This window comes from Marinospirillum sp. (genome assembly GCF_014859565.1).
This window is the reverse complement of record NZ_JACUUA010000165.1, coordinates 1-7,306: the sequence shown is the minus strand read 5'-3', so window position 1 is coordinate 7,306 and position 7,306 is coordinate 1. Positions and strand designations below refer to the sequence as shown.

Sequence of the window (7,306 nt, the reverse complement as noted above, 5' to 3'; positions counted from 1 at the left end):
GGCAGGCAGCGATTTGATCAGTCCCTCTGGCAGGTTTTTGCTGATGTTTATGATATTGAACTGACCAAGAAACAAATCACCATCACCCCTACCGCACTCAGTGGTGAAGTGGCCGAAGCCCTGGAAGTCACTGGAGGTTGTCCCGGTTTGCACATCACCCGCCGCAGCTGTACTGCTGATGGCCGCGCCATTGAATATGATGAGGAATATTGGTTGCACGATGTACTGACCATCAGCCTGTCCACCTCGATCTGAGGTGGCTTAATTTCCCACGCTCAAAAAATATTCAACAAAGTGTCACCTTACTGAAATTTTTGGCAGTTAGATTTCTGGTCTATACCAACATGGGAGACCCTCATGAAATCTGTTCAACTGCTGCAAAAAATCAAAAAAACGGCTCTGACCCTTGGTCTTGCCAGCCTGCTGGGTGCCGGTTCTGCACTGGCTGCCACGGAACTGACGGTGTACACCGCTGTTGAATCCGACGATCTGAAAAAGTATGCCGAACGCTTTAACAAAGCTCACCCGGATATCCAGATTCGCTGGGTAAGGGATTCCACCGGTGTTATTACAGCTCGTTTGTTGGCTGAAAAGAACAACCCGCGTGCGGATGTGATCTGGGGTCTGGCGGCTACCAGCCTGCTGATTCTGGATGATGAAAAAATGCTGCACCCCTATGCACCTAAGGGTGTGGAAAAACTGGAATCAAAATTTGTCAGTCGTGAAACTCCGCCCTCTTGGGTGGGTATGGATGCTTGGGTGGCGGCTATTTGTTACAACACCATCGAAGGTCAGCGCCGTGGTATTCCCAAACCCACCAGCTGGGAAGATTTGACTCGTCCGGAATACCGGGGTCAGGTGATCATGCCTAACCCCAGCTCCTCTGGTACCGGTTATCTGGATGTTGCCAGCTGGTTGCAGTTATGGGGTGAAGAAAAAGGCTGGGATTACATGGATCGACTGCATCAGAACATCAGTCGTTATACCCACTCGGGTTCGGCCCCTTGTAACCTTGCAGCCTCCGGTGAAGCCGTGGTGGGTGTGTCTTTTGCCTTTCGTGCTGCCCGCCTGAAAACGCAGGGTGCACCAGTGGAAGTGGTGTTCCCTTCCGAAGGTCTGGGCTGGGATATGGAAGCGGCTGCCATCGTGAAAGGCACTAAAAATATGAAAGCTGCTCAGACTCTGATGGACTGGGCAGTGAGCCGTGAAGCCAACGAGTTATACAATGAAGGTTATGCCGTGGTGGCCATGCCCGGTGTAGCCAAACCTCTGCCCAACTACCCTGCTGATATCCTTGATCGCATGATTGATGCAGATTTCAGCTGGGCGGCACTGAACCGTGCCCGTGTGTTGCAGGAGTGGCAGCGCCGTTACGATGGCAAGACCGAGAAACGCTGAGGTGATGGATATGAATGCCATCAATCAGCAACCACAGCTGCAGCCCTTTGGGGCTGCGGTTTTTTCGGGGCCGGAATGCCTGCGTATAGAGCAGCTCGGTAAACGTTTTGGTGACTTTGTTGCCCTGCGTGACATAGAACTGAGTGTGCAAGAGGGAGAGTTTGTCTGTTTCCTCGGCCCTTCTGGCTGTGGCAAGACCACCCTGCTGCGAGCCATTGCTGGGCTGGAACAACAGAGTGAAGGCCGCATCATCCAGCAAGGACGGGATATATCCCTGCTGCCACCACAGCTGAGGGATTTTGGCATTGTGTTTCAGTCTTATGCACTGTTTCCCAATCTGAGTGTACTGGACAACATAGCTTACGGCCTGCGTAACCAGCGTCAGGATAAGAGCAGCATCAGTCAGCGGGTGGAAGAACTGCTGACATTAATTGGGTTGGAGGATTCTGCTGACAAATACCCGGCGCAACTTTCTGGCGGGCAGCAGCAGCGGGTCGCATTGGCACGGGCACTGGCCACTCGCCCCGGCCTGTTGTTGTTGGATGAACCCCTGTCAGCATTGGATGCCCGTGTTCGGGTGCATCTGCGTCAGCAGATCAAAAAACTGCAGCAAGAACTGGGTGTTACCACCATCATGGTGACTCATGATCAGGAAGAAGCCCTGACTCTGGCTGATCGAATTGTGGTGATGAATCAGGGAGTGATTGAACAGATAGGTACACCACAGGAAATTTATCACCAGCCCACCAATGCATTTGTAGCCGGTTTTGTCGGCAGCATGAACTTGCTGGATGCGGTGGTGGATACACCAAACAGTGTTCGGGTCGGGGAACGTTGTATCCGTCTGGTTAAAACTCATGGTTTGCCGCAGCACAGTGCTGTCCGCCTAGCAATTCGCCCGGAAGCCGTGCGTCTTTGTACAGAGGATGAGGTGAACTGTAATGGTGTGCAGGCGCGTCTAGTGGATGTTGAGTTTATGGGTGCTTTTCTGCGAGTGCATTGTGTACTGGAGTCAGGCTCACATCCCTTGCAGGTGGATTTACCGATGAGTGATCTGGCTCACTTGCAGCAGGCAAGTTGTCTGCAATTACACCTGCCGGAGCAGAGCTTGCAGGTATTTGCCGGAGCAGCGGCATGAAAGGTGAGACCATTAAAAACAGCCACTTGGGCAGTGGCTGGATGATATCTTTGTTGTCGGATAAGGCACTGCGCCTGCTGGTGTTGTTGGTGGCACTGGCCTTGTTGCTGATCGGGTTGGCCTTACCACTTTTGTCGATGCTGATAAAAAGCCTGCAGAACACGAGTGGTGCATTTATCGGGCTGGCCAACTTCAGCTTTCTAAAAGGGTTTTTACAGAATTGTCATTGACCGTTCATTCAGTTTTCCCTGCTTTGTCATTTTTCGTCTTTAGGCTGCTTGCGATGTCCAAAACAACCTGGAGACACCTCATGTTAAAACCTGCTGCGCTGACCAAAACACTGATGCCACTGCTGACGGGCGCTGTAGCCATGACTTTTTCTGCTGCACTGCTGGCTTCCGATCTGGCAGCTCGTTTTCAGGATCGTAATGGCGATCTGGTGGCGGATACACCGACCAATGCCCGTGAGTGGGTGGATCCTGCTACGCTGATTTTTGCCTACACCCCAGTTGAAGATCCGGCGGTTTATGCCCGTGTCTGGGAAGGTTTCATGAAACACATGGAGCAGGTGACTGGCAAGAATGTGCGTTTCTTCCCGGTGCAATCCAACGCCGCTCAGCTGGAGGCCATGCGTGCAGGTCGCCTGCATGTGGCTGGCTTTAATACCGGCTCCAATCCGTTGGCTGTGAACTGTGCCGGTTTTGTGCCCTTTGCCATGATGGCACGCGAAGACAACAGTTTCGGTTATGAAATGGAAATCATCACTTATCCGGGCAGTGGCATCAGCAGTATTCCGGATCTGAAGGGGCGTAATCTGGCCTTCACATCACCCACTTCCAACTCGGGTTTCAAGGCACCTTCTGCACTGCTGGAAGCGGAATTCAACTTGCTGGAAAAACGTGATTTTGAACCAGCCTTTTCTGGTGGGCACGACAACTCCATTCTGGGTGTTGTGAACAAGGATTATGATGCCGCAGCGATTGCCAATTCAGTATTGAAGCGCATGATTGCCCGTGGTGTGGTGCGTGACAACCAGTATGAAACTATCTACACCTCACAAACCTTCCCCACCACTGGTTATGGTCATGTTTACAACCTGAAGCCGGAACTGGCTGAAAAGGTAAAACAAGCCTTTTTCACTTATGACTGGGAAGGGAGTGCGTTGAAAGCTGAGTTTCAGAACTCCGGTGAGGCCAGATTCATTCCGATCACTTACAAGGAACACTGGGCTGTTATCCGCACCATCGATAACGCCATGGGTGTGAAATACAACTGCAACTGAGGTGTACACGCATGTTACAACTGGAAGCAGTGAGCAAGCGTTATGCAGCCGGTGATCTGGCACTCAACAACATCAACCTGAACCTGCCCGCTGGGCAGGTAATGGCTCTGATTGGCCCTTCCGGGGCGGGTAAGTCCACCTTGATACGTTGTGTTAATCGGTTGGTGGAACCCAGTGAAGGCAGCATCCGGCTGCTGGATCTGGAACTCAACAGGCTTTCATCCGGTCGCCTGCGGGAAGCGCGGCGACGGATGGGGATGATCTTTCAGGAATACGCCTTGGTGGATCGTCTGACGGTGATGGAAAACGTCTTGTCCGGTTATCTGGGTTACACAGGTTTCTGGCGCAGCTTCTGGCGACGCTATCCAAAACCGGTGGTGGTGGAGGCTTTTAAATTGCTGGAACGTGTTGGGCTGGAAGCTCACATCGACAAGCGTGCGGATGCCTTGTCCGGTGGTCAGCGGCAGAGGGTGGGTATTGCCCGTGCCCTGTTGCAGAGTCCTGAGCTGTTGCTCGTGGATGAGCCCACCGCCAGTCTGGACCCCAAAACCTCACGACAGATCATGCGTCTTATCAAAGAGTTGTGCCGTGAGCGGGGGCTGGCTGCCATCATTAATATTCATGATGTGCAACTGGCGCAGTTGTTTGCTGACCGGATTGTGGGGCTGCGAGCCGGTGAAATTGTATTTGACGGCATACCAGAGCAGTTAACCACGGACATGCTGACCACCATTTATGGTGAGGAAGACTGGAATACCCAGCCAGAGTCGGATAGTACCAGCGAAGCGGATGAACTTCCTCAGACGGATCTGCGTGCTACCAGCACTCCTGCCAGAGCTGGTGTTACACCACTCTATCGTGGAGCCTTGCAATCATGAGCGAAATCTCCACCCAACGCCTAGCGGCAATCAAGTCCGGCCACTGGCGTCGTTTGCCCATGATTGCTTCTCCATGGCAGCGTTGGGGATTATTACTGGTTGCGCTGGTGTACCTGTTGCTGGCGCTGTCCAGCGTCGATGTCAACTGGGCGCGGGTTGCTGATGGCATGGAGCGGGGTCTGCGTTTTATCACGGCCTTTGCCAGCCCGGATTTCACCAGTCGCCAGGACGATATCCTGGATGGTCTGATAGAGAGTCTGACCATGACCTTCACTGCTACGGTGATTGGTGTGGCACTGGCGATTCCAGTTGGTCTGGGTGCGGCCCGTAACATTGCTCCTCTGCCAGTGTATCTGGTGTGTCGTGCCATCATTGCTGTTTCGCGTACCTTTCAGGAAGTAATCATTGCCATCCTGTTTGTGGTGATGTTTGGTTTTGGCCCACTGGCGGGCATGATTACTCTGGCTTTTGCCACCATCGGTTTTATGGCCAAGCTGCTGGCTGAAGACATTGAAGACATTCAGGCCGGACAGGTGGAAGCCATCCGCGCCACCGGTGCCAGTTGGGGACAATTGATGAATTATGCCGTACAGCCTCAGGTGATGCCGCGACTGATCGGTCTGTCGATCTACCGGCTGGATATCAATTTCCGCGAATCTGCAGTAATCGGTATTGTGGGTGCCGGTGGTATAGGTGCCACACTGAATACTTCCCTGAGCCGGTATGAGTACGATACTGCGGCTGCGATTTTGTTGATCATTATTGTGATAGTGCTGCTGACAGAATACTTCTCCAGCTTTGTGCGTAAATGGGTGCAATGACATGCCAGTGAAAAATTTCCCTGTGATTGACTCGGCACACCCACCGCAGTGGCAATTGCGCACCAGCCGACAGCAATGGTTGTTGTGGCTGGGATGGTTGGCTGGTACTTGCCTGTTCCTGCTGTGCTGGAAGGTGATTTCCGACAATACAATGTGGGTGTTTGTGGAAGATGCACCCCGCCAAGGGGCTGATCTGATCAGTCGCATGTTGCCACCGGAATGGTCCTATACTGGAGCACTGCTTAAACCCCTCTGGGATACCATCAACATTGCCACACTCGGAACCCTGCTGGGCATTGCAATGGCTTTTCCCTTTGCCTTTCTGGCCGCACGCAATACCACACCGCATCCGTTAATTCGCACGTTTGCACTGTTGGTGATTGTGTCGTCCCGTTCCATCAATTCGCTGATCTGGGCGATGCTGCTGGTGACCATTATTGGCCCCGGAATTCTGGCAGGTATTCTTGCCATTGCCCTGCGTTCGATCGGTTTTGTCGGCAAGCTGTTGTATGAAGCAATTGAGGAAATTCATCCGACACCCGTGGAGGCCATTACGGCTACTGGCGCCAGTCGCATGCAGGTGATGAATTATGCAGTATTGCCCCAGGTGATGCCTGCTTTTGCCGGTATTTCGATCTATCGCTGGGATATCAATATTCGTGAATCCACGGTGCTGGGGTTGGTGGGTGCCGGTGGCATCGGCCTGCAACTGAATGCCGCCATCAACAGTCTGGCCTGGGAGAAGGTTAGTATCATTTTTATTCTGATTTTTGCCACGGTACTGGTGTCTGAATGGGTTTCGGCCAAGGTGCGTCGTGCAGTGATTTAATGTTACTTGTGGGGCCTGATTCAATACCACTTCTGCAACCAGATCTGCTGTCAGCGTGTTCGGCTGTCCCTGCCTCAAACGCTGCGCTACGCAGTCCCTGCTGCGCTTGTCGCAGACCTTGCTTGCCGTGGATTTCATCAGGTTGGAAGGTGTTTGACGTTTTACTGGAGTTTAGCCTGAATGCGAAGTGTAAATGCAGAGTTAACGGTGTTTGATCTGATCCGTCATGGCGAGCCACAGGGTGGGCGCAAGTTTCGGGGTTCAACGGATCATCCGCTGAGTGAGCTGGGTTGGCAGCAGATGAAGGAGGCGGTGGCGGAGCTGGCGCCTTGGGATGCCATAGTGACTTCTCCCTTGTTGCGCTGCAGGGAGTTTGCTGAGTGGCTGGGTGATCGTCATCATCTACAAGTGACCGTGGATGAGGACTTGGTTGAGTTGTATCTGGGGGGCTGGGAGGGTTTAACCCATGCTGAGGCACGTGCCAAATACCCGCCGCAGGGTGATGAACCGGATAGTGTTACGGCCTTCTGGACGGCACCTTTGGATTGTCCACCACCGGAAGGTGAAACCCTGACTGCTTTTGATCAGCGTATTGCAGCGGCTTGGCAGCGGATGAATGAGCGTTTTGCCGGTCAGCATGTATTGGTGGTGGCGCATCTGTTTACCTGCAACTTTCTGATTCGTCAGGTGTTACAACAGCCACTGGCACGAGCACTGAGTTTTGATATCCCATACGCCGGGCTGACTCGTATCCGCCGGGAAATTGGTCCGGACGGGGAGGTTAGTCAACTGGAGTGGGTGGGGATGAATTTGTTGCCACAACGGGCTCCTCAGGGATTAGCAGAAGGCCGTTAAAAAAACCGGCCCCAAAGGGCCAGTTTAGACAAGAGCAAGAAGTGTCTGCTGGTTTACTGGGTTTCTGCTTCCAGTTCCATCCAGCGTTCCATTTTCTGTTCCAGT

Annotated in this window: 9 protein-coding genes; all 9 read left to right on the top strand. The window is 52.9% G+C overall.

The annotated features are described in order from the left end of the window. The coding region (locus IBX50_RS15325) for a UTRA domain-containing protein (RefSeq protein WP_292257167.1) at positions 1 to 255 on the top strand (255 nt) is incomplete at its 5' end. A 102-nt stretch (positions 256 to 357) separates the two neighbouring features. Beyond that, positions 358 to 1,398, top strand: coding sequence for a putative 2-aminoethylphosphonate ABC transporter substrate-binding protein (locus IBX50_RS15320; protein ID WP_292257166.1), 1,041 nt, complete (start codon positions 358 to 360; stop codon positions 1,396 to 1,398). 10 nt (positions 1,399 to 1,408) lie between these two features. Continuing rightward, positions 1,409 to 2,536: a putative 2-aminoethylphosphonate ABC transporter ATP-binding protein gene (locus IBX50_RS15315; protein WP_292257165.1), complete on the top strand. Its 1,128-nt coding sequence runs from the start codon at positions 1,409 to 1,411 to the stop codon at positions 2,534 to 2,536. Further along, positions 2,533 to 2,766: a hypothetical protein gene (locus IBX50_RS15310; RefSeq protein ID WP_292257164.1), complete on the top strand. Its 234-nt coding sequence runs from the start codon at positions 2,533 to 2,535 to the stop codon at positions 2,764 to 2,766. The genes IBX50_RS15315 and IBX50_RS15310 overlap by 4 nt, the downstream gene beginning before the upstream one ends. An 80-nt stretch (positions 2,767 to 2,846) precedes the next feature. After that, a complete protein-coding gene (phnD, locus tag IBX50_RS15305; RefSeq protein ID WP_292257163.1) occupies positions 2,847 to 3,818 on the top strand; it encodes a phosphate/phosphite/phosphonate ABC transporter substrate-binding protein in 972 nt (323 codons plus the stop codon). Between the two features lie 11 nt (positions 3,819 to 3,829). Continuing rightward, positions 3,830 to 4,696: a phosphonate ABC transporter ATP-binding protein gene (gene phnC, locus IBX50_RS15300; protein ID WP_292257162.1), complete on the top strand. Its 867-nt coding sequence runs from the start codon at positions 3,830 to 3,832 to the stop codon at positions 4,694 to 4,696. Continuing rightward, positions 4,693 to 5,517, top strand: coding sequence for a phosphonate ABC transporter, permease protein PhnE (gene phnE, locus IBX50_RS15295; protein WP_292257161.1), 825 nt, complete (start codon positions 4,693 to 4,695; stop codon positions 5,515 to 5,517). Before phnC ends, phnE (IBX50_RS15295) begins: the two co-directional genes overlap by 4 nt. A gap of 1 nt (position 5,518) precedes the next feature. Then, positions 5,519 to 6,346, top strand: a complete 828-nt coding sequence (gene phnE / locus IBX50_RS15290) for a phosphonate ABC transporter, permease protein PhnE (RefSeq protein ID WP_292257160.1) — start codon at positions 5,519 to 5,521, stop codon at positions 6,344 to 6,346. A 180-nt stretch (positions 6,347 to 6,526) separates the two neighbouring features. Then, positions 6,527 to 7,201 carry a histidine phosphatase family protein gene (locus tag IBX50_RS15285; protein ID WP_292257159.1) on the top strand — a complete coding sequence of 225 codons (675 nt, stop codon included), beginning with the start codon at positions 6,527 to 6,529 and terminating at the stop codon, positions 7,199 to 7,201. Positions 7,202 to 7,306: the final 105 nt, after the last annotated feature.

What these genes read in the sequence shown, in the direction of transcription:
- IBX50_RS15320 (WP_292257166.1), top strand. Translation starts at nt 358, where the DNA reads ATGAAATCTGTTCAACTGCTGCAAAAAATCAAAAAAACGGCTCTGACC.
- IBX50_RS15315 (WP_292257165.1), top strand. Translation starts at nt 1,409, where the DNA reads ATGAATGCCATCAATCAGCAACCACAGCTGCAGCCCTTTGGGGCTGCG.
- IBX50_RS15310 (WP_292257164.1), top strand. Translation starts at nt 2,533, where the DNA reads ATGAAAGGTGAGACCATTAAAAACAGCCACTTGGGCAGTGGCTGGATG.
- phnD (WP_292257163.1), top strand. Translation starts at nt 2,847, where the DNA reads ATGTTAAAACCTGCTGCGCTGACCAAAACACTGATGCCACTGCTGACG.
- phnC (WP_292257162.1), top strand. Translation starts at nt 3,830, where the DNA reads ATGTTACAACTGGAAGCAGTGAGCAAGCGTTATGCAGCCGGTGATCTG.
- phnE (WP_292257161.1), top strand. Translation starts at nt 4,693, where the DNA reads ATGAGCGAAATCTCCACCCAACGCCTAGCGGCAATCAAGTCCGGCCAC.
- phnE (WP_292257160.1), top strand. Translation starts at nt 5,519, where the DNA reads ATGCCAGTGAAAAATTTCCCTGTGATTGACTCGGCACACCCACCGCAG.
- IBX50_RS15285 (WP_292257159.1), top strand. Translation starts at nt 6,527, where the DNA reads ATGCGAAGTGTAAATGCAGAGTTAACGGTGTTTGATCTGATCCGTCAT.